Annotated in this window: 21 protein-coding genes and 1 pseudogene; 5 read left to right on the forward strand and 17 right to left on the reverse strand. The window is 66.5% G+C overall.

Going from position 1 to position 22,564, the window contains the following annotated elements:
* Positions 1-51: 51 nt before the first annotated feature.
* On the reverse strand, positions 52-948 hold the full coding sequence (locus ACW17U_RS03810; protein WP_492054912.1) for a LysR family transcriptional regulator: 897 nt from the start codon (positions 946-948) through the stop codon (positions 52-54).
* 126 nt (positions 949-1,074) lie between these two features.
* Between ACW17U_RS03810 and ACW17U_RS03815 the strand changes: the two genes are divergently transcribed.
* The 4 genes and pseudogenes from ACW17U_RS03815 to ACW17U_RS03830 all read left to right on the forward strand — a co-directional run bounded on the left by ACW17U_RS03815 (position 1,075) and on the right by ACW17U_RS03830 (position 4,327).
* Positions 1,075-1,686 (forward strand): glutathione S-transferase family protein, encoded by a 612-nt coding sequence (locus tag ACW17U_RS03815; protein ID WP_492054913.1) that lies wholly within the window; start codon positions 1,075-1,077, stop codon positions 1,684-1,686.
* Between the two features lie 224 nt (positions 1,687-1,910).
* A pseudogene (locus tag ACW17U_RS03820) lies at positions 1,911-2,078 on the forward strand (hypothetical protein); the annotation flags it as partial.
* 610 nt (positions 2,079-2,688) lie between these two features.
* Positions 2,689-3,813, forward strand: a complete 1,125-nt coding sequence (locus ACW17U_RS03825) for a 2Fe-2S iron-sulfur cluster-binding protein (protein ID WP_492054914.1) — start codon at positions 2,689-2,691, stop codon at positions 3,811-3,813.
* Between the two features lie 49 nt (positions 3,814-3,862).
* Complete coding sequence (locus ACW17U_RS03830) at positions 3,863-4,327, forward strand: nuclear transport factor 2 family protein (RefSeq protein WP_492054915.1); 465 nt, start codon at positions 3,863-3,865, stop codon at positions 4,325-4,327.
* Positions 4,328-4,800: 473 nt separating this feature from the next.
* Here ACW17U_RS03830 and lepA read toward each other — a convergent pair whose 3' ends face one another.
* Positions 4,801-6,609 (reverse strand): translation elongation factor 4, encoded by a 1,809-nt coding sequence (gene lepA / locus ACW17U_RS03835; protein WP_492054916.1) that lies wholly within the window; start codon positions 6,607-6,609, stop codon positions 4,801-4,803.
* A gap of 159 nt (positions 6,610-6,768) precedes the next feature.
* On the opposite strand from lepA, the gene ACW17U_RS03840 reads away from it, so the two are divergent.
* Positions 6,769-7,395: a DUF1134 domain-containing protein gene (locus tag ACW17U_RS03840; protein WP_062148006.1), complete on the forward strand. Its 627-nt coding sequence runs from the start codon at positions 6,769-6,771 to the stop codon at positions 7,393-7,395.
* Positions 7,396-7,418: 23 nt separating this feature from the next.
* On the opposite strand, the gene ACW17U_RS03845 is transcribed toward ACW17U_RS03840, so the two are convergent.
* The 15 genes from ACW17U_RS03845 to ACW17U_RS03915 all read right to left on the reverse strand — a co-directional run bounded on the left by ACW17U_RS03845 (position 7,419) and on the right by ACW17U_RS03915 (position 22,445).
* Positions 7,419-8,195 carry a transglutaminase-like domain-containing protein gene (locus ACW17U_RS03845; RefSeq protein ID WP_492054917.1) on the reverse strand — a complete coding sequence of 259 codons (777 nt, stop codon included), beginning with the start codon at positions 8,193-8,195 and terminating at the stop codon, positions 7,419-7,421.
* A 75-nt stretch (positions 8,196-8,270) separates the two neighbouring features.
* Positions 8,271-8,798 (reverse strand): TIGR00645 family protein, encoded by a 528-nt coding sequence (locus ACW17U_RS03850; RefSeq protein WP_062148003.1) that lies wholly within the window; start codon positions 8,796-8,798, stop codon positions 8,271-8,273.
* Between the two features lie 19 nt (positions 8,799-8,817).
* Positions 8,818-10,521, reverse strand: coding sequence for a DUF4139 domain-containing protein (locus tag ACW17U_RS03855; RefSeq protein ID WP_492054918.1), 1,704 nt, complete (start codon positions 10,519-10,521; stop codon positions 8,818-8,820).
* Positions 10,518-11,888: a DUF4139 domain-containing protein gene (locus tag ACW17U_RS03860; protein ID WP_492054919.1), complete on the reverse strand. Its 1,371-nt coding sequence runs from the start codon at positions 11,886-11,888 to the stop codon at positions 10,518-10,520. Before ACW17U_RS03860 ends, ACW17U_RS03855 begins: the two co-directional genes overlap by 4 nt.
* 942 nt (positions 11,889-12,830) lie before the next feature.
* Entirely contained in the window at positions 12,831-13,424 is a 594-nt protein-coding gene (msrA, locus tag ACW17U_RS03865) for a peptide-methionine (S)-S-oxide reductase MsrA (protein WP_492054920.1), read from the reverse strand.
* Positions 13,425-13,491: 67 nt separating this feature from the next.
* Complete coding sequence (locus ACW17U_RS03870; RefSeq protein WP_492054921.1) at positions 13,492-13,770, reverse strand: hypothetical protein; 279 nt, start codon at positions 13,768-13,770, stop codon at positions 13,492-13,494.
* Positions 13,767-14,063, reverse strand: coding sequence for a hypothetical protein (locus ACW17U_RS03875; protein ID WP_492054922.1), 297 nt, complete (start codon positions 14,061-14,063; stop codon positions 13,767-13,769). Before ACW17U_RS03875 ends, ACW17U_RS03870 begins: the two co-directional genes overlap by 4 nt.
* 118 nt (positions 14,064-14,181) lie before the next feature.
* Positions 14,182-14,460 (reverse strand): hypothetical protein, encoded by a 279-nt coding sequence (locus tag ACW17U_RS03880; protein ID WP_492054923.1) that lies wholly within the window; start codon positions 14,458-14,460, stop codon positions 14,182-14,184.
* A 128-nt stretch (positions 14,461-14,588) separates the two neighbouring features.
* Positions 14,589-16,988: a phenylalanine--tRNA ligase subunit beta gene (gene pheT / locus ACW17U_RS03885; protein ID WP_492054924.1), complete on the reverse strand. Its 2,400-nt coding sequence runs from the start codon at positions 16,986-16,988 to the stop codon at positions 14,589-14,591.
* Between the two features lie 3 nt (positions 16,989-16,991).
* Complete coding sequence (locus tag ACW17U_RS03890; protein ID WP_062147980.1) at positions 16,992-17,324, reverse strand: DHCW motif cupin fold protein; 333 nt, start codon at positions 17,322-17,324, stop codon at positions 16,992-16,994.
* Positions 17,324-18,397 carry a phenylalanine--tRNA ligase subunit alpha gene (gene pheS, locus ACW17U_RS03895; protein ID WP_062147976.1) on the reverse strand — a complete coding sequence of 358 codons (1,074 nt, stop codon included), beginning with the start codon at positions 18,395-18,397 and terminating at the stop codon, positions 17,324-17,326. Before pheS ends, ACW17U_RS03890 begins: the two co-directional genes overlap by 1 nt.
* A 122-nt stretch (positions 18,398-18,519) precedes the next feature.
* Complete coding sequence (gene rplT, locus ACW17U_RS03900; protein ID WP_062147973.1) at positions 18,520-18,879, reverse strand: 50S ribosomal protein L20; 360 nt, start codon at positions 18,877-18,879, stop codon at positions 18,520-18,522.
* A gap of 15 nt (positions 18,880-18,894) precedes the next feature.
* On the reverse strand, positions 18,895-19,095 hold the full coding sequence (rpmI, locus tag ACW17U_RS03905; RefSeq protein WP_007672148.1) for a 50S ribosomal protein L35: 201 nt from the start codon (positions 19,093-19,095) through the stop codon (positions 18,895-18,897).
* A 149-nt stretch (positions 19,096-19,244) separates the two neighbouring features.
* Positions 19,245-21,071 carry an alpha/beta hydrolase family protein gene (locus tag ACW17U_RS03910; protein WP_492054925.1) on the reverse strand — a complete coding sequence of 609 codons (1,827 nt, stop codon included), beginning with the start codon at positions 21,069-21,071 and terminating at the stop codon, positions 19,245-19,247.
* Between the two features lie 165 nt (positions 21,072-21,236).
* On the reverse strand, positions 21,237-22,445 hold the full coding sequence (locus ACW17U_RS03915; RefSeq protein ID WP_492054926.1) for an MFS transporter: 1,209 nt from the start codon (positions 22,443-22,445) through the stop codon (positions 21,237-21,239).
* Positions 22,446-22,564 lie beyond the last annotated feature (119 nt).

A 22,564-nucleotide genomic window follows, 5' to 3' on the forward strand; every position in this document is an offset into this window, starting at 1 on the left:
AATAATCAGCGTCGTCGGCAATCCACTATTCCGATAATCGGAAGACTATCGTCAGTTCACTAGCCGGTTCGCCCGCAGCCGGACGGCAGCGAAGTCCACGAAGGCGCGCACCTTCGCCGAGGCATTCCTACCCTCGGGATGGACGATGTGGATTGGAAGCGGCTCCTCCCCGAAGTCGTCCAGGGTAGTCTGCAAGGCCCCGCTCAGCAGGTCCGGGCCGATCTGATACGACAGCACCCGCGTCAGGCCCCAGCCGGACCGGGCCGCGCTGATCGCGCCCTCGTTGGAATTGCACAATAGTGCTGGCGTGACGCGCGTGACCGTCCTGGAGTCCCGTCCGAAGCGCCAGTCCAAGGATGTCCCGGCGCTGGTCGCCGCGATGATCCGGTGCCGACTCAGGTCCGACGGCTGGTCCGGGACGCCGTGTCGCTCGAAGTAGCTGGGAGACCCGCAGATGACGCGGCGCACGGAGCCGACTTTGATCGCGGTCTGACTGGAGTCCGGGAGGTGTCCGATACGGATCGCGACGTCGATGCCCTCGTCGACCAGGTTGGTCACCCGATCCAGGAACAGGAGCCGCCCCGTGACCTCGGGATGGGTGTCGAGGAAATCGGTCACGATGGGCACGATGTAGATCTGACCGAAAAGCACCGACGCTGTGATCGTGATCATGCCGGTCGGTCTGGCGTAGGTGCCAGCTGCCGCGGCCTCGGCTTCGTCGATCGCAGACAGGATCTGCCGGCAGTCGTCCACGTAGCGCCGGCCCACCTCGGTGAGCTTCACCAGCCGGGTCGTTCGGATCAGTAGGCGCGCGCCGATAATGTCCTCGAGCCCCGCCACCGCGCGCGTGACGGCTGGCGGGCTGAGGTTCAACTGACGCGCGGCCTCTGCGAATCCACCGGTGTCGGCGATCCGCACCAGCACACGCATTGCGTGGACGCGATCCATTCCTCCTCCCAAGCTTTGTTCCGATTTTCGGAATGCTGACTTGATCACAGCGGAGGTTCTTGCGCCATGCGTTCTGTCGCATCTTCTCGGGGCCGGGTTCGCCGGCCAACCGCAGGAGCCCCGCCCATGAAACTCTACTTCCATCCGATCTCCGGCCACGCCCACCGGGCCCGCCTCTTCCTGTCGCTCATCGGAGCCGAGGTGGAGATCGTCGATGTCGACCTGGCCAAGGGTCAGCACAAGTTGCCCGAGTACCTCACGCTCAATCGCTTCGGCCAGGTTCCCCTGCTGGACGACGACGGCGTGATCGTGCCCGATTCCAACGCCATCATGGTCTACGCCGCCAAGAAGTTTGGTCGGACAGACTGGCTGCCGGAAGATCCTGCCGGCGCCGCTGCGGTTCAGCGCTGGCTCTCGGTGGCCGCCGGGCAGATCGCCTTCGGCCCCGCAGCCGCCCGCCTCGTCACCATCTTCAACGCCGGTTTTAATCCGGAAGAGGTGATCGGCCGCGCCCACGCCATCCTGAAGGTGATCGAGGCGGAACTCGTCGGCCGCCCGTGGATCGCCTCCGACCGCCCGACGATTGCCGACGTCGCGCTCTATAGCTACATCGCCCGAGCTCCCGAGGGGAACGTCGATCTGTCCGCCTATCCGAACGTTAAGGCCTGGCTCAGCTGCATCGAGGCGCTGCCTGGCTTCGTCGAGTTCGATGCGACCGCGGTTGGTCTCGCCGCCTGAGTCCGGCGACTGGGCTCACGCCCCTCCCTTACGTCCCCCTCTGCACTGGAACTGCGATGTCAGGCGACGCCACCAGCAATCCCTCGCCCTTCCACGACGGCGAGGTCGCTCTCCAGAGGTCCGTAGGGGTCGCTGAACGCCTGGAGCAGTTTGGCCGCAGGGTCATTCGCGACCACATGCCGGACCAGCATCGGGAGTTCTATCGGCAGCTTCCCTTCATCGTGATGGGCGCTGTCGATGCGGCCGGCGACGCCTGGGCGACCTTGGTGGCGGGGCCTCCCGGCTTCATGACCAGCCCCGACCCGCGCCGACTGCGGTTCGCGGCCGAGGCCGATCCGGCCGACCCCGCCACCCCCGGCCTCAGCGACGGCGCGGCGGTCGGCCTGTTGGGCATCGAGCTGCAAACGCGTCGGCGCAACCGCATGAACGGACACGTCCGGCGCGAGCCCGGCGCGGGTTTCGTCGTCGACGTCGAGCACGCCTTCGGAAACTGCCCGCAGTACATCCACCTGCGGGATTTCGAGTTCGTACGCGCTCCGAACAAGCCGGCACCCCCGAAGTCGATGCGGACCACCGACCTGAACGATCCGAGCGTCCGCGAGCTGATCGAAGGCGCCGACACGTTCTTTGTGGCGTCGTACGTCGAGGACGCTGCGGGGCGGCACGTCGATGCGTCGCATCGCGGTGGCAAGCCGGGCTTCGTCCGGATCAACGCCGACGGTTCGCTGACCGTCCCCGACTTTGCCGGAAACCTGCATTTCAACACGCTTGGCAACTTCCTGCTCAACCCCCGCGCGGGCCTGGTCTTCCCGGACTTCCGGACGGGCGATCTGCTGCAGTTGACCGGTGACGCCGAAGTCGTCCTGGACTCGCCCGAGATCGGCGCGTTCCAGGGCGCGGAACGCCTCTGGGTCTTCCGCCCGCGCAAGGTCGTGCTTCGCCATGCGGCGCTGCCGCTGCGTTTCGTGTCGCAGGCCGACGGTGACTCGCCCAACAGCCTTGATGACCGGCGACTGGGCCGAGGTCGCCGCCCGACTGAAGGCCGAGGCACTCAAGTCAACGTGGCGGCCGTTCCGCGTGGCCCGTATCGTCGACGAGAGCAGCGTAATCCGCTCGATCCACCTCGAGCCGGCCGATGGGATGGGCATCGTGCCGCACCAGGCGGGACAACACCTGCCGGTCCGGGTCCGCGTCGGCGACGAGGCGGCCCCCGTCATCCGTACCTACACCATTTCGACCGCGCCATCGGACGGCCACTACCGCATCAGCGTGAAGCGGCAGGGCCTAGTCTCCACCCACCTGCATGAGCACCTGAAGATAGGCGACATCATCGAGGCCCGCGCACCGGCCGGTCACTTCACCATCGGCGTCCTGGAACGCCGACCGGCCGTGCTGCTAGCGGCGGGCGTTGGGATCACACCGATCCTGGCGATGCTAAGGACGATCGTGTTCGAAGGCCTGCGCACGCGGCGCGTCCGCCCCACCTACGTCTTTGTCGCGGCGCGCACACGGGCGGAACGGGCGTTCGATACGGAGATCGCCGAGATGCAGGCCCGCGCCGGCGGAGCCGTGAAGGTGGTCCGCATCCTGGCGGACACCACCGACGCCCGTCCCGAGGACTACGACGCAGAGGGGCGGCTCGATATTGCGACGCTGCGCAGCGTCCTGCCGCTCGACGGCTACGACTTCTACCTCTGCGGCCCACCGGCCTTTACTCAGGGGCTGTACGACCAGCTGCGCGACATCGGAACGCCGGACGCACGGATCCATGCCGAAGCGTTCGGCCCCGCATCGCTGAAGCGCAGCGTTGAAGCCCCTGCAACCGAACACGGACCGCCACCCGCGATGCAGCCCGTCCCGGTCGCCTTCGTCGCGTCGGGCAAGGAAGCCCGCTGGTCGCCGGAGTCCGGCTCGTTGCTCGAGCTGGCCGAGGCGCGAGGTCTCACGCCCGAGTTCAGTTGCCGAGGCGGAAACTGCGGCACGTGCGCGGTCCGCGTGCTGAGCGGCGCCGTCGCCTACCCAGAGGTGCCCCAGGCTCCGGTTCCCGAAGGAAGCGCCCTGATCTGCTGTGCCGTCCCAGCTGAGCCAACGGCGACCGGCAGCGACCGTCTTCTGCTGGATCTCTGAACGCGGCCACCCGCCACGCGATCTAATCCTAATCGTCAGGAGCTCAAAGATGTCACGTCCACCATTGCCCCCGTTCTCCCTGGAGACCGCCCGGGAAAAGGTCAGGCTAGCTGAAGATGGCTGGAACAGCCGTGATCCGGCCAGGGTGGCGCTCGCCTACACGGAAGACACCGTCTGGCGAAACAGGGCCGAGTTCCCAAAGGGGCGCGCCGAGGTCGAGGCGTTTCTGACCCGCAAGTGGGCGAAGGAGCTCGACTATCGTCTGATCAAGGAACTCTGGGCGTTCGCGGAGAACCGGATCGCGGTTCGCTACGCCTACGAGTATCACGACGACAGCAGCAACTGGTTCCGCGCCTATGGCAACGAGAACTGGGAGTTCGCCGCCGACGGGCTGATGCAACGGCGCTACGCCAGCATCAACGAGCATCCTATTGCCGAGATAGATCGCAAGTTCCGCTGGACGCTTGGGCGTAGACCTGACGACCATCCCGGGCTTAGCGACCTGAGACTTTGAGGGCACGGTCCACGAAAAGGGGCACCTCACAACGGACGGCGAGCGCCGACCTAGGGCGGCTTGCGCCAAATTCGCCAGCACGGGGTCCTTCAATTCACGCGACATTACCAACCGTCCAGCGTCAGGAAGTGGATTGTCGGCGCGATCCTACGCGCGGCGCTCCGCCCCGGTCTGGCGGGTGGACTCGTGCCTCCGTTCTGAGGTGGCCACTTAGACCAACCTAGGGAACCTGTTGCCCCGGTCGCCGAGCTCGTGCTGGCGGGCGGCCGCATGTGCGGCGTGGGGACCGCTACCGGAAGGCGGACATTCCCAACGTCGCTTTTGAGGCAGGCTCGGGCCTGCGCATGCGGCGTAATGGCACCGCCCGGAAGCGGACCTTCCCAAGGTCAGAGAAGAGTCAAAAACGCCCCCGCCAGCTTCCGCTGACGAGGGCGTCCAAAACACTCCGACCGGGTTAGCTCAGCGACAGACGATCAATCCTCGTCCATCTTCAGCGCGGCAATGAACGCTTCCTGCGGGATCTCGACCTTGCCGAACTGGCGCATGCGCTTTTTGCCGGCCTTTTGCTTGTCCAGCAGCTTGCGCTTGCGGCTGGCGTCGCCGCCGTAGCACTTGGCGGTGACGTCCTTGCGCAGGGCGCGGACGGTTTCGCGGGCGATGATCTTGCCGCCGATGGCGGCCTGGATCGGGATGACGAACATGTGCTGCGGGATGAGGTCCTTCATCTTCTCGCACATGCCGCGGCCGCGGCTCTCGGCGCGGTCGCGGTGGACCAGCATGGAGAGGGCGTCGACGGGCTCGGCATTGACCAGGATCGACATCTTGACGAGGTCGCCCTTGCGGTAGTCCTCGACCTGGTAGTCGAAGCTGGCATAGCCCTTGGAGATCGACTTCAGGCGGTCATAGAAGTCGAAGACCACCTCGTTGAGCGGCAGGTCATAGACGACCATGGCGCGGTTGCCGACATAGGAGAGCTCGCGCTGCATGCCGCGACGGTCCTGGCACAGCTTGATCACGCCGCCGAGATAGTCGTCGGGGGTGAAGATGGTGGCCTTGATCCAGGGCTCGCTGATGCTCTCGATATGCATTGGGTCGGGCAGGTCGGCGGGGTTGTGCAGCTCGATCTCGCTGCCGTCGCGCATGTGGATCTTGTAGACCACCGAGGGGGCGGTCGCGATCAGGTCGAGGTCGAACTCGCGCGACAGGCGCTCCTGGATGATCTCCAGGTGCAGCAGGCCCAGGAAGCCGCAGCGGAAGCCGAAGCCGAGGGCGGCGCTGCTTTCCATCTCGTAGGTGAAGCTGCCGTCATTGAGGCGCAGGCGGCCGACGGCGGCGCGCAGGTCTTCAAAGTCGGCGGCATCGACCGGGAACAGGCCGCAGAACACGACCGGCTGCACGTCCTTGAAGCCGGGCAGGGCGTGTTCGGTGGGCTTCTTCTCGTCGGTCAGGGTGTCGCCGACGGCGGCGTCGGCCACTTCCTTGATCTGGGCGGTGAAGAAGCCGATCTCGCCGGGGCCGAGGCTCTCGACGGGGGTATTTTTGGGCTTGAAGACGCCGACGCGGTCGACCAGGTGGGTCGAGCCGTGCTGCATCATCTTGATCCTCTGGCCGGCCTTCAGGCGGCCGTCGATGACCCGGACCAGAACCACGACGCCGAGATAGGCGTCGTACCAGGCGTCGACCAGCAGGGCCTTGAGCGGGGCGTTTTCGTCGCCCTTGGGCGGCGGCAGGCGGGTGACGATGGCTTCCAGCACGTCGTGGATGCCCAGGCCCGACTTGGCGCTGGCCAGGACGGCGTCGCTGGCGTCGAGGCCGATCAGGTCCTCGATCTGGGCGCGGACGCGCTCGGGCTCAGCGGCGGGCAGGTCGATCTTGTTGAGGACCGGGACGATCTCGTGATTGTTGTCGATGGCCGAATAGACATTGGCCAGGGTCTGGGCTTCCACGCCTTGCGAGGCGTCGACGACTAGGATCGAGCCCTCGCAGGCGGCCAGGCTGCGGCTGACTTCATAGGCGAAGTCGACGTGGCCGGGGGTGTCCATCAGGTTGAGGATATAGGTCTCGCCATCATCGGCCTTGTATTCCAGACGCACGGTCTGGGCCTTGATGGTGATGCCGCGTTCCTTCTCGATCTCCATGTTGTCGAGAACCTGGGCGGTCATCTCGCGTGCGGTCAGGCCGCCGGTCTCCTGGATCAGGCGATCGGACAGCGTGGACTTGCCGTGGTCAATATGGGCCACGATGGAAAAGTTTCTGATCTTGTCGAGCGGCGTAGAGGTCATGCGCGTGCGTCTAGCACATTTGGGCCGCTTCGCGAGAGGGCGATGCAGCCGCCGGCCTGCGGCTTTTCCCCATGCTTAACCGAACCTTAAAACCGGCGGCCGCAAACCGGACTCAATGGGCTGCGACAGTGGCGCAACGATTTTTCTGAAGAGGCCGTCATGGACCGTCGCAAGTTGATCCTCTCGGGCGTCGCCACCCTGGGCGCGACATCGGGGGCCACCAGCGTCTTTGGTCAGGAGACGACGGCGCAGGATCCCGCCTCGGCCGGCACAACCACCCCCGCCTACAGCACCGGTTCGGCCCAGACCTATTCGGCCGACGAAATGATCCGTGCCACCTCGGATTTTCTGGGCGTCACCGCCGAAAGCGCCGGGGCGGCGATCGAGAAGATCTTCCGCGACAAGGGCCAGCCCACCGGCTACATCGCCGGCGAAGAGGGCTCGGGCGCGATCGGGGTCGGTCTGCGCTATGGCCGGGGCCTGCTCTACATGAAGGGCCGGCCGACCCAGGAAACCTTCTGGCAGGGTCCGTCCGTGGGCTGGGACTGGGGCGGCAATGCCAGCCGCGTCTTCACCCTCTGCTATAACCTGCAGTATCCAGACGCCATCTTCCGCCGCTTCCCCGGCGTCGAGGGCACGGCCTATCTGGTCGGTGGCCTGGGCATAAATTATCAGAAGGCTGACGACATCACCCTGGCCCCGATCCGGGCCGGTGTGGGTCTGCGTCTGGGCGCCAATGTCGGCTATCTCGGCTACAGCCGCAAACGCCGGGTCATGCCCTTCTAGTCTGGGGCTCTGACGGGGTCCGGCTAAGGTGCCAGAACCCGCACGGACTGCCGGGTCATCGTCGCCTGGCCGAAGATGGTCAGGAAGGGGATGTCGGCCGCATCGCGCCCGTGGCCGATGCGGACCAGGGTGTCGGGCTGCGCCAGGCCCGTGGGATCCGCCAGCCGCCAGCGTCCGCCGACATAGACCTCGATCACGGCGTGGAAGTCCTCGGGCTTCAGGCCGAGCGCATAGGCGCTGACCATGCGCGCCGGAATGTCGCTGGCCCGGCACAGGGCCAGGGCCACATGGGCAAAATCCCGGCAGACCCCGGCCCGGCTCATATAGGTGCTGCTCGCCGACGAGGTCGGATGGCTGGCCCAGGCGCGATAGGCCATGGCCCGGCCCATCCAGTCGAGGATGGCCGCGACCCGGTCGCCGCCGGTCAGGCCGGCAAAGTCGGCGGCCGCCACCTGTTCGAACAGGTCGGACTCCACGTAGCGGCTCGGGCGCAGATAGGGCAGGGCCTCGACCGGCAGGCTGGCGACCGTGGCCTGGGCGGCACCGGTCAGGGCGTGGTCGGCGGGATCAAGGTCCACCAGGGCCTGGTAGGTGATCCTCAGAGGCCCCGCATGGGCGAAGACCAGCCGGCGCTCGCCGGTACCGGGGTCATCCTGTCGGGACCAGGCGATGGGCGGATCAAGGCTCAGCTGTTCCGAGAGGATCCTCTGACCCGGCCAGTGGGCGACCTCCAGATGCAGCAGCGCCTCGACCGGGCCGTGGAAGTCATAGTCCAGTCGCGCCTCGACCTGCAGCTGCATGGCCATCCCCCGTGTTGCATCGACGTCCAGAACGGCTGGCGATGGCCGTGGGTCAGGCCGGTAGGCGAGAGGGGTCTAGTGGCTGTTCACCTTGCTGTTGAGCCAGTCCATCAGGGCCAGCAGCACGCCCGAGACGACGAAGGACAGGTGGACGATCACCAGCCACAGCAGGCGGGTCTCGTCCATGACCGTGCCGGGTTCGCTCAGCTTCAGGAAGGCCTTGAGCAGGGCAATGGCCGAGATCGCCACGATGGAGGCGATCAGCTTCATCTTGAGGCCGGAAAAGTCTACCGTCCCCATCCAGTCGGGGCGGTCCTCGTGCGAGGCGGTGTCGATCTTGGAGACGAAGTTCTCGTAGCCGGACAGGGTGACGATCACCAGAAGATTGGCCGCCAGGGATAGGTCGATCAGCGTCAGGGCCATCAGGATGGCGTCCTCCGGCGTCATCGACAGGACCTTGGGAAGCTCCCGCAGCAGTTCCTGGAAGAACACCACCAGAAGGGCCGCCAGGGTGATGACCAGGCCGACATAGAACGGGGCCATCAGCCAGCGCGAGGCGAACAGGCCGCGCTCCAGCAGCATCTCAAGGCGGGGTTTGATCATCCGGCGAATCCCTCAGAGGTCAGCCTTCATAGTCCACTACATAGCGAACGGTCTCGCGACTGTTCGGCGACAGGTCGAAACGCCAGGCGATCGCCCCATCGCGGATGTCATGGTGCCTCGGCTCGCGGATCACCCTGAAGCCGGGCTGGTACGGCGGGTGGCGCAGTTCGATCGTGATCGGCCCGGACTTGGCATTGGCCAGATCCACCTCATAGGTCCGCCGGACGCGGTTTTTGGCCGACCGGGTCTCGGAAACCAGGCGTGGCTGGATCGAAACATCCATGGCGCGGCCAATCGCCAGATCTAAGGGCTGGCCGACCGGCACGTCGCGCAGGACCTGTTCTCCGGCGAAGGCCGGCTGGCCGCCGGCGGATTCCATCACGGCCAGGGCTCCGGCCGGAAGGGCCTTGCCGAGACCCTTGGCGGCCTTGTTCTCGAGCCGCAGCAGGACCGTGGCGGCCGGGGCCTCGCCCGCAGCATAGTCGCTCCAGGGATCGACCGTGACCATGTAAAGCTTCTCAAAGGCCACGGCCTTCTGGTCGAGGAAGGCCACCTGCTTGGTCTGGCGCGCGGCCACCGTCACCGGCTCGGGTAGGGTGTACAGCTTGTAGTCGCCGAGGTCCGATTGCACGGCCAGCTTGGCGCGGCTCCCGGTCGCAACGACCCGTTCCATGGGCGCACTGGCCATGGCCATGGGGGCAGGCGGGGGCGGCGGCAGGACCATCCGGTCATAGGCCACCAGGGGCTGGGCCACCGGCTTGCCGTGGGTGGTGGTGTCCATCGGCCAGCAGTCCCGCTGGATCGGCCGGGTGTCCGCAGGCGGGATCGAGACCGCAACCCGCGACAGCTTGCCGGCCACGGCCTGGGTCGGGGCGTCGACGAAGCTGGTGCCGCTGCTGTTGACCAGGGTCAGCCACCCGGTGAGGTCGAGGCTTTTGCCGTCCGGGGCGATGCGGGCGACATAGTCGGCCTGCCAGTTCACGCCGATGGCCAGGTAGGATAGGGTCAGCCTGACCGTTTTGGCGGCCGGGACATCGACCAGGGTCGACAGCGAGGGCTTGTCGGAGAGGCCGGCGGGAACCCGGTCGAACACCACGCGCTCCAGGCCCCCCGAACAGCCGAGGGCCTCCACGCCGGTGGCGGTCTGCAGCACAACGCCATTGGGCCCCTGGCGCACGATGGCCGACTCGGCGGTCTGGCGACCGGTCTTGCGGTTGGTCCGGACAATGCCGACCGGCTGGTTCAGTGACCGTTCCAGCAGGGTTCCGGGGCTGAGCAGGGCATAGTCATAGTTCCGCTCGATCACCCCGCCGGGCAGGCCTTCGACGGCGGCGCTCTGCGGGATCAGGCCATCGGCCACGCCTTCGAAGCGAAGGGTATGGCGACCGGCCGGCAGGCTGACCGTGCGGGTTTCGGTGACCATGATCAGGCCCTTTTTCAGGGCCTGTTCGCGTTGCCAGGGCTGCAGGGTCTGGAAGGCCCGCGCGTCGCCCCGATAGAGGGTGACGGCGGTGGTCTCGGCTCGTGGCGAGGCGATGGTGTCGGCCAGGGCGGGCGAGGCCAGGGCGGTCAGGGCGAGGGCTAGGGTGAAGATGCTCCCCCTCTGGGGGAGCTGTCGCAGAGCGACTGAGGGGGCATCTGGGTCTATGCCGCGCTGCCCCCTCCGGCCCTCTGGGCCACCTCCCCCGGAGGGGTAGGATCTGTTTTGCCGCCGGCTGATCACCAGCCCGTCTCGACGGTAAAGGTCAGCACCGTCTCGCCATTGGCCGGCACGGGCACACTCCAGCCCAGGGTGCGGGCGTCGATGCGGCGGCTCTTCAGGCTCTCGGCCTTGACCGCCCCGTCACGCCACAGGCCGCCCTGGCGCAGTTCCACCGTCACGGCCTCGGGACGCGCATTGCGGACCAGATACTTCATGGCGTAGCGCGACCGCGTCTTGGACACCCGCTCCTGGCTGACCAGGGTGGCCTGGCTGGTGACGTCGAAGGCGTCACCGGTCTTGATCGACAGCTCCGAACCGGCCGGGGTGTGGCCGATGCTGTTTTCGCCGACGAATTTCGGGTCGCCGGCCTGGTCGCGCATATAGATCCGCATCACACCGGCCGGCAGCTGACTGCCCAGGCCCGTGACCTTGGCATTGCTGAACTGGATGGCGACCGTGGCCGAGGTCGGGCTCTCTTCGCTGCCGAACCCGCTCTCGCGGATCTCATAGACCTTTTTGGCCGTCACGGCCTGGGCGCTGAGGAAGCCGACCTGCTTGTTCTGGTTGGCCGCGATCGTGGTGCGCTGGGGGAGGGGATAGACATAATAGTCGGCCAGGCGCTCGCCATCGCCGCTTTCGGTCCCGGCCGACTGCATCGCATTGGACGACCGGCCAAAGCCGCCATTGTTCAGCTGGTTGACGTCGCCGGCCACCAGCTGGGTGCGGGCGTTTTCAAACGGCGTGCCGGAGTTGTTGCTGAGGGTGATCCAGCCCTGCAGGTCAAGGGCACCCTTCTTTTCGTCGAACAGGGCGACATAGTCGGCCTTCCAGCCCAGACCCGAGGTCAGATAGCTCAGCTTGGTGGCGCGGGGACCGGCCTTGTCGGCATCGACCGTGACCGACAGGGTTGGGCGGGCCCGCAGGGTTTCGGGCACCTTGTCGAAGATCACCCGGGTCGGGACGCCGTCGTCGCGCAGCACCTCGATGCGGTCGCCGATCTTCAGCACCACGCCCTCATTGGCGGCCAGAACCGTGGCGACCTCGGTGGTCTCCTTGCCGTCCCCGGGATTGGTGCGGACGATCTTCACCTGCTGACCGACCGCCTTTTCCATCAGCTTGTCGGGAGTCAGCAGGTCGTAGTCGAAATTCTGCTCGATAATGGTCACGCCGGGGGCCGACAGGCTGACCGTTTCCGGGCGGATGGCGGCCGAAACGTCCTTGAATTCAAGCCTTTGCCGTCCGGCCCTGAGATCCAGGTCACGGGCATCTTCCACCAGGGCGAGGTCGGAATTGTAGATGGTCACCGAGAGATCAGGGGCCTTCTGGGCGTGGGCGGAGCCCGCAGCCAGCACAAGCGTGGCGGTCGCCAGAAGCGCGCGACGGTTCATTGAGGATCTCCCTGTTTTACACGCCTAAGCTACAGGGGATTGAGGCGGAGTCGAGGCGGCGGCTGCGGGGCACCAGATCCTCGCCCTCTGGGGGAGCCTCCAGCGTCCGCGTCGTCTCGAAAGCGGACTTTGGTTTCGGCAGGGGTGCGCTGGGGCGCGCCTTCCGGCCGACGCCGCTGGCCCCCTCCTGACCGCTAACGCGGTCGTCCTCCCCCCTGCGGGGGGAAGATGAAGTGCGCGAACCCATCTTCCCCCATGCTCCCCTTCGGGGGAGCTGCCGGCGAAGCCGGCTGAGGGGGTCGGGGGGAAGACGGCTGCGCAGCAGCCCGTAGGGGGCAAGTACGGGGATTGAGCTCGATCTGTCCTCGGCGCTTCCCGTACAAACCCAAGTCCAATCAATGCCCTGCAATAAGTCTGAGCGCGCCAATCCTCCGCGCTGAATCCACCCGCATAATGGTCCCACCTGACAGCACGGGAAGGGCGTCCGGCCGGCGACCAGAGACGGCTGTCAGGGGTGATCGCGCGGGACCACCGTTCGGGCTAAGGCCCGGGCGGCCGGTTTAAAGAGAGGGCAGGGGACGTAAACCTGCCCATCGGGGGTCTGCCAGGGCCTCCGCCCGTCCGAAGGTTCGCTCCGGGTCCCTCCGGAATCGGCGTGGCTGCAGCCCAAGGCTCAAGTCCGTCGCGAGGGGGATAAGCCCGGGTGGGGTGAAGGGTTGAACCAGACCCGCGCGCCCCGGCCAGAGGGATAACGGTCACGCGGAGCGTTCGTCTTCGTCGAAACGGTACTTGCACATCCCACCATCCGGGCGAGGCCCGGACGCTCCGCAGCCCTTCCCATCCCCATCGCAGCGAAAGCGCGAGGTTGTGAAACCGTGTCCGGCAGACTTGCCCCCTACGGACCGCTTCGCGGTCGTCTTCCCCCGGAGGTGGAAGATGATTCTAGCCGCCCCAGACCTGCTTGAGGCGCAGGTCGCGGCCGCAGCCGATGCGATAGGCCTGATAGTTGAGGGCGTTCCGCTTGGCATAGTCGCGGTGATAGTCCTCGGCGGGCCAGAAGGTCTTCAGGTCGAGGACCGGGGTGACCATCCTGCCGGTCTTCAGGCGCTTGGCGGCTTCGGTGCGCGACGTCTCCGCGATCGCTCTTTGCTGGGGGCTGCTGACGAACACGGCGGGGCGGTAGGACGGTCCGCGGTCACAGAACTGGCCGCCATCATCGGTGGGATCGACCAGTTTCCAGTAGCGATAGAGCAGAAAGCCATAGTCCAGCCTGGCCGGATCATAGGTAACGCGGACGGCTTCATAGTGGCCGCTGCGCTCGCTGGTCACGTCGCGATAGGTCGGTCGGTCGATATGGCCGCCGGTATAGCCGCTCTCGACCTTGAGGACGCCGGGCACGCCCTGCATGTCGTGCTCCATGCACCAGAAACAGCCGCCGGCGAAAACGGCGGTGGCGATTTTGGCGGGCTTTGCGGCCAGGGCAGGCAGGGCCGCCAGGGCGAAGACGGTGATCAGCAGGGAGAGCAGGCGGCGCATGTGACTGGAGTTCCCGAGCGGCCCGACGGCGGGCCTGCCTGCAGATACGGACGAGGTACCGGTTTGGTTACGCTCGCCAGCCAATGCCGACGCCATGCACCGACGGACAGGCCTGCAGCCGGGCGGCGAGGCTCTGGGCGCGGTCCTCGCCCTGGTCATCGATCTCCAGACGGATGGCCAGGGTCAGGCCCTCGGGGGCGGCGGTCAGGGCGCGCAGGCGGGTTTGCTGGACACTGGCCACGCCCAGCACCCGCAGCAGGGCGTCAGGCGTGTCCTCGGCTGTGACCAGGAACAGCCTGCGCCCTACGCCGTCCGATTTGTCCTCGTCCGGTTTGAGCGGGTTCACGGTCGCACCCACTGGTGCTCGACACTGGCCGAGCTGACGCCGGGCCAGGCGGCCAGGTCGCGGGCCAGCAGGCGCGCGGCCTGATCGCCCAGATGGCGGACGCGCAGGGACGCCTCGACGATCTGGCCGACGGGCTTGACGGTCAGGTTGCACAGCTCGGCGCCGCTGTCGGCCAGGCCCTGGCGGACGGCGTCCAGAGCGCTGTGGGCGTCCTGGGCGGCGAGCAGCAGCTGGTGGACGGTGACGCCCTCGGAATCACTGTGGAAGGCGGGTGGTGCAGGCAGGTAGCTCATTGGTTCTCAGTCCCCTCTGGGTGGTTTGGGAGACCGACGAAACGCGCAACAAAAAAGCCCCGCTCCTTTCGGAAGCGGGGCTTTTTGAAGATCTTGCGATCCGTCGGCTGCGGTTTGGTTATCTCGCGCGCCGTTGCCCCGTCCGTACCGGAACGGTTTTAATCTGGTTCCACATCATAATGGTCGCGGCGCACGACATCGCGGCGACGGCGGCAAAGCCGGTCACAAGCGCGATATTGTTGGCGAAGAGCGAGACCATGTGGACCCAGTTATTCTTTGCGTGCCAGCAAGACGTAGCGTGAGCGCGCCGGATGCGCAAGACCTTGCCGCTGACAGAGGCGATCGGCCGCGGTTCCGGGCAGAATGTTCGAAGCTTGGGCGTGGCTGTCTGAATCATGGGCGAACCTCCCCCTGAAGGGGGAGGCGACCGAAGGTCGGTGGGGGCAGACCGCAATGAGACAGGGCTGATTGCCCCCACCGTCGGCTTGGCCGACTCCTCCCCCATCTGGGGGAGGGTTTGTTCAACTACGACCGCAGCTTGCCGCCGGCCTTTTCCGCCGCCGCCAGGATGCGGCCCGAGAGGGCCTCAATGTCGGCATCGGTGAGGGTCGCTTCGCGCGGCTGGACCAGGACCTCGAGGGCCACCGACCTGAAACCGTCCGGCACGCCGGGGCCTTCATAGATGTCGAACACCCGGGCGTCGGCGATCAGGGCCTTGTCAGCGCCGGTCACGGCCCTGACCAGATCGCCGGCCGGCTTGGCCTTGTCCAGCAGGAAGGCAAAGTCGCGGGTCAGGGGCATCAGCGGCGAGGGCGAGAAGGCGGCCTTTGACTTATGGGCCTTCTTCTTGGGCTCGGGGATCGCCTCGAGGGTGATCTCGAAGCCATAGACGGGGCCGGCCACGTCCAGGGCCTTGAGGACGGACGGGTGCAGCTCGCCGAACTCGGCCACGACAGCCTTGGGTCCGAGTTGCAAACGGGCCGAACGGCCCGGATGCCACCAGGTCGAGGCCGAGCCCTGGGCGGTCTGCAGCTTGTCGACCGGCGCGCCGAGCTCCTCCAGCAGGGCGATCAGGTCGGCCTTGATCGTGAAGACATCGTCCTGGGCGGCCTTGTCCCAGCCGCGCGGGGCGCGGGGCACCAGGATGGCGGCGACCACGGTGCGCTGGTCCTGCGGACGGTCGCCGTGGAAGGTCGGGCCGATCTCGAACAGGGCCACATCTGGGAAGCCCTGGCGGGCATTGCGACCGGCGGCCTCGATCAGGTTGGGCAGCAGCGACGGACGCATGCAGTCCAGTTCCGAGGCGATCGGATTGGCCAGGACGAGCTCGGCCGCGCCGCCGCCGAACAGGGCAGCGGTCTTCTGGTTGGTGAAGCTCCAGGTCAGGGCTTCGGCGTAGCCGGCGGCCGCCAGGGCGCGGCGGGCCGCGCGGGACCGTGCTTGCTTGGGCGTCAGGATACCGCCGACGGCGCGAGGGACCTCCGGCAGGGGCGTCGAGGGCAGGGCCCCATAGCCGGCGATGCGCGCGACTTCCTCGACCAGATCGGCCTTGCCCTCCACATCGCGGCGGAAGGTCGGCGGCGTCACGGTCCAGGGCGAGCCGAGCACGATGTCGAAGCCCAGGGCGCTGAGGATCTGGCGGGTCTGCTCGGGCGTCACCGCCAGGCCCGACAACTGCTCGACATAGTCAGGCTCGAAGGCGAAACCGACCGGGGCGGCCGGGGCCTCGCCGGCCACCACGATATGGGAGGGCTCACCGCCGCACAGCTCGAGGATCAGCCGGGTGGCCAGCTCGACGCCGGGTACCACCGAGCCGGTATCGACCGTGCGGGCGAAGCGGTACTGGGCGTCGCTGTTGATTCCGGTGGTGCGGCCGGTCTGGGCGACGCGGATAGGTTCGAACCAGGCGCTTTCGACGAAGACGTCGGTGGTCTCGTCGCCACAGCCGGTGCTTTCGCCGCCCATGACGCCGCCCAGGCCGATCGGCCGCTCGCCCGTCGCATCGGCGATCACACAGATCTCGGGGGTCAGCTCATAGGTCTTGCCGTCGAGGGCGATCAGGTGCTCGTCGCCGTTGAGGCCATGACGCCCAAAGCGGGTCGAAATCTCATGCCCCGACAGCTTGGCCACATCATAGACGTGCAGTGGCCGGGCGCGGTCATAGCTGACCAGATTGGTGATATCGACCAGAGCGCTGATCGGGCGCAGGCCGATGGCCAGCAGGCGGTCCTGCAGCCACTTGGGCGACGGGCCGTTCTTGACGCCCTTGATCAGGCGACCGGCATAGACCGGGCAGGCCTCGCCATCGACCTTGATCGTGATCGGGCAGGGGAAGGTTCCCGGCACCGGCGTGATCGACAGGTCCTTCAGCGTGCCGACGCCAGCGGCGGCCAGGTCGCGGGCAATGCCGGCGACGCCCAGCCAGTCGGGACGGTTGGGGGTGACCTCAAAGTCAATGACGGCTTCCAGGCCCAGGGCCGTGGCGGCCGGTGTACCGACCGTGAGGTCGTCCGGCAGCTCCATGATGCCGTCGCTCTCGCTGGCGGCTTCCAGCTCGGAGGCCGAGCACAGCATGCCGTTGGAGACCACGCCGCGCACCGGCTTCTCGACCAGGGTCACGCCGAGGCCCGGCACATAGGCGCCGATCGGGGCATAGATGGTGGTCAGGCCGGCGCGGGCATTGGGCGCGCCGCAGACGATCTCCTTGCGACCATCGACGGTGTCGACCTGACAGACCCGAAGGCGGTCGGCATTGGGGTGCTGAACGGCCTCAACAATCTTGGCGACCGTGAAGGCCGCCAGCTTGGTGGCCGGATCGGTAACGTGCTCGACCTCGAGGCCGGCCATGGTCATGGCGGCGACAACGTCGGTGGCGGAGGCCTCGGTGTCGAGGTGGTCCTTGAGCCAGGAGAGGGTGAATTTCATGGGTCAGTCTACGATGAAAAGCTTGGCGCCGACCGAGGTCGACGAGCGGTGGGCGGGGTCGCCGAAGTCGGAGACGTGATAGCTCATGCCGGCGGTCAGGACGGTCTTGCGACCATCCTTCAGCTCGCTGGTCAGTTCGCCTTCCAGCACGAAGATCACATGGCCGCGGTCACACCAGTGATCGGCGAGATAGCCCGGCGAATAGTCCACACGACGCAGGCGCATGTCGCCGACGTTGAGTGTGCGCCACTCGGCCTGGCCGGTCTCGCCCGGATGGAGCGTCGGAGTGATCGCCGCCCAGTCGACAGCCGTGAAGGTGCTGGCGGGAAGCTGCATCAGCTGAGGCCGCTGGCGGCGTTCGGCGCGGCGAAGGCGCTGAAGCCGTAGTGGGCCAGCCAGCGGCTGTCGGACGACCACATGTCGCGCAGGTCGGGCATGCCGTATTTCAGCATCCCTAGACGGTCGACGCCCATGCCGAAGGCAAAGCCCTGGTACTCGTCCGGATCGATGCCGCAGGCGCGCAGGACATTGGGGTGCACCATGCCGCAGCCGAGGATCTCGAGCCACGACGTGCCCTGGCCGATCTTGATCTCGCCGCCGCTGCGGTCGCACTGCACGTCCATTTCGGCCGAGGGCTCGGTGAACGGAAAGTGGTGCGGGCGGAACTGGGTGGTCACCGCGTCGGTCTCGAAGAACCGCGCCAGGAAGGTTTCCAGGGTCCACTTCAGGTGGCCCATATGGATACCCTTGTCGATCACCAGGCCCTCGACCTGGTGGAACACCGGCGTGTGGGTGGCGTCGTTGTCGCAGCGATAGGTGCGGCCCGGGGCGATGATCCGGATCGGCGGCTTCTGCGAGACCATGGTCCGCACCTGGACGGGGCTGGTGTGGGTGCGCAGCAGCATCCGCTCGCCCGACTCCTTCGGATTGAAGAAGAAGGTGTCGTGCATTTCCCGCGCCGGGTGCTTGGGCGGGAAGTTCAGGGCGGTGAAATTGTGGAAGTCGTCCTCGATGTCCGGGCCCTCGGCCACGGCGAAACCCATCTCGGCGAAGATGGCGACCATCTCGTCCATGGTCTGCATGGTCGGGTGGACTGAGCCCTTGCGGCGATAGGGGGGCTGCAGGGACAGGTCCAGGGTCTCGCTGGCCAGCCGCGCATCGAGTTCGCTAGCCTCCAGCGCGGCCTTCTTCCCGGCGATCGCCGCGCTGGCGACATCGCGCAGGGCATTGATCGCCGCGCCGCGATCCTTGCGCTCTTCGGGGCTCATCGCGCCGAGGGTTTTCAGCAGGCCGGAGATCGAGCCGGTCTTGCCCAGGGCGGCGACGCGCACGGCGTCGAGGGCGACAAGGTCGGTGGCAGCGGCGACTTGCGCCAGCACATCGGATTCGAGGGTTTTGAGATCGGTCATGACGGGCTTCCGTCTAGAGCATTCGGGCGGGGCGGAGTAGGGGAGCGCGCAGCAAAAAGCCCCCCGGTTCGCACCAGGGGGCTTTTCAGATCGCAATCGGATCCTGGGATCCGAAAAAGACCTTAGGCGGCCAGGGCGGTGCGGACCTTGTCAGCAATGGCCTTGAACGCAGCAGGGTCGTTACCCGCGATATCCGACAGAACCTTACGGTCGATCACGATACCCGCCACGTCCAGGCCGTGGATAAACTGCGAGTAGGTGAAGCCTTCGGTGCGGGCGCCGGCGTTGATGCGCTGGATCCACAGCGAGCGGAAGGCGCGCTTGCGGACCTTGCGGTCGCGGTAGGCGTACTGGCCGGCCTTGTCGACGGCGGCCTTGGCGGTACGGATGGTGTTCTTGCGGCGGCCGTAGAAGCCTTTCGCCTGCTCAAGAACCTTCTTGTGCTTGGCGTGGGCGGTGACGCCCCTTTTGACGCGAGCCATGTGTCAGCGCTCCTCTTAAAGGCCGTAGGGCAGGTACGAACGGATGGTCTTGGCGTCGGATTCGCTCATGACCTTCGTGCCGCGGTTTTGGCGGATGTACTTGCCGTTGTGGCCGATCAGACGGTGACGCTTGCCGGCGACGCCGGCTTTCAGCAGGCCCGTGGCCGTGATCTTGAAGCGCTTCTTAGCGCCTGACTTGGTCTTCAACTTAGGCATTTCGCGTCGGAGCTTTCGCCCCGTCCTCTGGGATAGCAAGACGAACCGCCATGGCATGCCAATAAGCCAGGCGGTTCCGGAAAGGCGGGGTTAGTACGGGAAAGAGTCGGGGAAGGCAAGGGCGGAGGGACCGCCCCTGCGCATCCTTGTCAGTTGGGCGGATTGTTCCGTTCCAGAAATTCCACCATGGCGGCCATGGCCTGCTGGCGGGTGCCCTCCCGCGACAGGTGGTGATCCTCGGCTTTCAGGCTGACAAACTCCACCGGCTTGTCGGCCCGATTGAGTGCGTCCCGCATGGCCGTGCTCTGGTCGAAATAGACGACGGTGTCGTCCCTGCCGTGGATCAGCAGGACCGGGCCATCAGCCTGAGCGGCAAAATTGACCGGCGAGCGCTGGGCCAGTTTCGGATCAGACGGATTGTCCACGCCCATATAACGCTTCCAGTATCGGACACCGGGACGGTTGACGCCGCCTTGGCTGATTTCCTTTTCCAGCATCTTGGCCATGTCGGAAACGCCGGCCACTGCGACGGCGCAGCGATAGACCCCCTTGTCCAGCGTGATGCCGGCGAGGGCTGCATAACCGCCATAGCTGGCACCCGCTATGCACACCCGCTTGGGATCGATTGTGCCGGCCTTGGCCAGGGCGCGGACACCGTCGGAAAGATCCGTCTGCATCTTGCCGCCCCACTCGCCATAGGCGGCTTCCAGGAAGGCATGGCCATAGCCGGAGGAGCCCCGGAAATTGGGTTGCAGGACGGCATAGCCGCGTGAGGCCAGGCCTTGCGCCCACCAGTCGAAGCCCGCCGTATCGCGCGCCTGGGGGCCGCCATGCGGCAGCACGATCAGGGGCAGGTTCTTGGCGTCCTTGCCATTGGGTACGGTGAGATAGCCGGAAATCTCCAGGCCGTCGGCGGCCTTGTACTTGATGGCCCGCACCTGGGCGACGTCGGCACCGGTCAGGCCAGGATAGGCCCCGCCGATGCGCTTGACCTTCTTGGCGGCGAGATCGGCCAGATAGAAGCCGCCGGGCTCGCCGGTGCCTTCGACATAGACGACCAGCTTGCCGTAGTCGGGGGTGAAGGAGGTCAGATAGAGTTGTCGCCCGGCGAAGAGCTGTTTGATCAACGCCCATCCTGTGGCCAGTCGCGGCTCCTTGACGTCATACTCGCGATAGATGGCCTGGGAGGTGAAGGCGATCACCCGGTGTTCGGTGTCGAGAACGATGCCGACATCTCCTGAACCGATGGGTTCGCCGAGGGGGCCGCCGGCGATCGGGATCGGTCTCAGGTTCCAGACCTGCTCCTTTTCATCCCAGACATTCAGGATGATGGATGTCTCGTCGAGCGAGCGTCCGACCAGATCGGGCGTATCGATCCTGGCAGTGACCGCATAGGCTTCGCGCCAGCCATCCTGGCGCAGGTCCAGCGACCAGCGGCCGTCTTCAGGCTGATACCGGGTGCGCGCCAGCACTTCGCCATCGGATTTGAACAGATATTGACCGGTCGTGTAGTCACCGCGCTGGTGCACCTGCCCGACGCCGGTGTCCGGATCGATCCGGTAGAGGTCCAGGCTGCTGTCTTTCTGCTGCATGTTTGGACCGTCGGTCGCCAGCAACCCGGCATAGATCACCGGCTTGCCGCGATAGGTGCCCCCGCGGCTGGAGAAGAGCGAATTGGCTACGCGCTGGACGGTTCGCTTGGGCACGGCGGCGGCACCGCCGGTGGTCACGTTGAGGCTGGCTCCCAAGGCGAACTCGCCGGCATAGAAGATGTCACCGACCGTCGTGGTCTCGGTGATACGGATCAGGACGTGGTTGGGATCAGTCCATTCCACGTTGCGAACCTTGCGATCGCCCATTTCGAGAGCTTGCAGGATCGTGCCGTCCAAGGCCTGCACGACAATGGTCGAGCGCTCTCCGTCGCTGCGGATATAGGCCAGCTTCTGGCCATCACTGGAGATCTCGACGGATCTCATGGCCGGCAGGCGCCCGTAGGCTTCAAGTGGCGCAGACTGAGCCACGCCGACACAAGCCAGCAAAGCCAGGGTGGCAACTGAAAACGGCTTAAGCATTGAACCCCCACACAACCCCATAGGCGAAACGCTACCGACGCTCGCTAGGGTTGTCGAGAGTGCTCGTGTTCAAGCCGCCGTCTTTGCCCGTTTCGCCAGACTGGCCGCCAGCCAGATCGCCGGCAGGGTCAACAGGGCCCCGAACCAGTAGGGGCCGGCGATGTTCAGGCCAAACAGCGGACCTGCCAGCAGGGGGCCACCCATGCGGGCCAGCGAGCCTGCGGCCATGTTCAGGCCCAGCATCTCGCCCTGCTGGTCCGGCGGGGTAGCGCGCGAAATCAGGGCGGCGACACAGGGAAAGACCAGGGACTGTCCCATGGCCGTCAGGCCTACGAACAGCGGTACGACCGTGCCGCTGGTCGCGAAAGGAGTCATGGCCAGGCTCAGGGCAATGATCGACAGGCCGGTGGTCAGGACCAAAGGCTCGCCAAATCGCCGGGCCAGCCGGCCGGTCACGACACCCTGGCCGATCGAGGCGACGATCCCGATAACGGCGAAACACAGGCCAACCTGGCGCGGGCCCCAGTCGAAGCGGGCATGGGTCCACAGGCCAAAGACCGATTCCATGCCCGCAAAGGCGGCGGTCGAGACCAGGGTGACCAGCAGGACGCGCGACAGGACAGGATGGCTCCTGGCGGCCTGCAGGGCTTCGCGGCGATGGGGGCGCGGCGCGTCCGGCGCGCTGGGTGCGCGACTTTCGACGACGAACAGGAAGACGCCCAGGGCGGCGAGGGCGGCCATGCCGGCGGCCGCAAAGAGCGGGATCTGGAAGCCGATCTGTCCGGCTTCCGGATGGGCGAGAAGGCCGCCCAGGGCCGGTCCGACCACGAAGCCGGCCCCAAAGGCCGAACCCAGCAGACCCATACGCCCCGCGCGCTTCTCCGGCGGGGTGACGTCGGCCATATAGCCTTGGATGGTCGAGATATTGCCGGTGGCAAACCCGCCGATCAGCCGGATGGCGAAGGCGGCCAGGATGTTGGGGGCAAAGGCCAGGGCGATATAGGACAGGGTATTGGCCAGGATGGTGACGATCAGCACCGGCCGACGACCGATGCGGTCAGACAGTCTTCCCCAGAAGGGTTCGGCAAAGAACTGCCCCAGGCTGTAGGCCGAAAACAGCGCCGTGATCTGCCAGGGCTCAGCCTTCAGCGACTGGGCGTAGAAGGGCAGCAGCGGAATAACCAGCCCGAACCCGACCAGGTTGATGAACACCACCAGCAGCAGGACATAGAGCGCCCGGGGGCTTTGGGAGGCGGCAGCGGGAAGGGGCTCTGTCATGGTCGGGGCTTTCGAAGGGCCGCCGGAATACGCCCATTCGCTGTCGTCCGCGACGGCAATCTGGCAACCGCGACGACCTGGCGCGCCGCCCCCGAACGCAAAACGCCCCGGCCAAGGCC

This window comes from Caulobacter sp. AVps16 (assembly GCF_058681455.1).